Consider the following 817-nt stretch of genomic DNA (forward strand, 5'->3'; position numbering starts at 1 on the left):
TTTAATCCTCAACCTCTTTTCCTCCTCGTCCAACGTCTCACAATTACTGTAACAATAATTGTAGTTTTGCACAAGGTCAGAATGCAAATAATTCTTTGTGGGATGTATCTTTATTACAATATTGTGTCTGCTTAATTCCAGCATTTCGTGAATGCTATCTCGCTGACCCTTCTTGAAGTACAACGGATTAGCAAAAGTTAGCGTATCATTCGGCTTTTCGCAAAGTAAATCAATATTGTCCATCACGTCTACCCCCAAAAGGTCTTCTCTTCCGGCTGCCATGTGCCGTCTTTATCCCGCCGCATCAGCGTCAGATTGATGCCATATCGGCTGCATACACGCAAGATGGTATTCAACGCTTCCGGTCTCTCCCAGTCATCATATAAGGTAAAGTGACTTCCTTTAATTCCAAGTCCCGCCATGTCTACCAGCACCGTCCTTGCAATTTCCTCTGCTTCCTTCGGCCGATTCTCAAAATCTTCATCTCCACCAAAGATATCATAGCAAGTTCCAATTGCAGCTTCAATCTTCGTCGTGTCTCTTACGCCTAATTTTAATTCTCTATTCATTTCGCTTTCCTTTCATTATTTCTCTCCGTAGCGATTAACGCCCTCGCCATTCGGCTGCGAAATTAGCCGGCATTAATCTACAATTTTCTACGAAATGTGGATTTCTTCCCATAAATGTTATCAATAAATTCTTTGAATACGTTATCCAGTTCATTTTGTGTGAATTGTGGGCCTCGTAAAATTTGAGCAATGAGTATTTTATTGCCATCTAGGGAATCTAAAAAATTCAAAGCATTTATGCTTGCTTC

2 protein-coding genes are annotated in these 817 nt (G+C 40.6%); both read right to left on the reverse strand.

Annotation, left to right across the window (positions count from 1 at the left end):
* On the reverse strand, nt 1-243 hold a 243-nt coding region (locus tag D1151_RS16730; protein WP_207708632.1), incomplete at its 3' end, for a hypothetical protein.
* Nucleotides 244-248: 5 nt separating this feature from the next.
* On the reverse strand, nt 249-569 hold the full coding sequence (locus tag D1151_RS16415; protein ID WP_161873779.1) for a hypothetical protein: 321 nt from the start codon (nt 567-569) through the stop codon (nt 249-251).
* Nucleotides 570-817 lie beyond the last annotated feature (248 nt).

The sequence above is a fragment of the Emergencia sp. 1XD21-10 genome (assembly GCF_009936045.1).
In the GTDB taxonomy this organism is placed as follows: Bacteria; Bacillota; Clostridia; order Peptostreptococcales; family Anaerovoracaceae; genus Senimuribacter; species Senimuribacter intestinalis.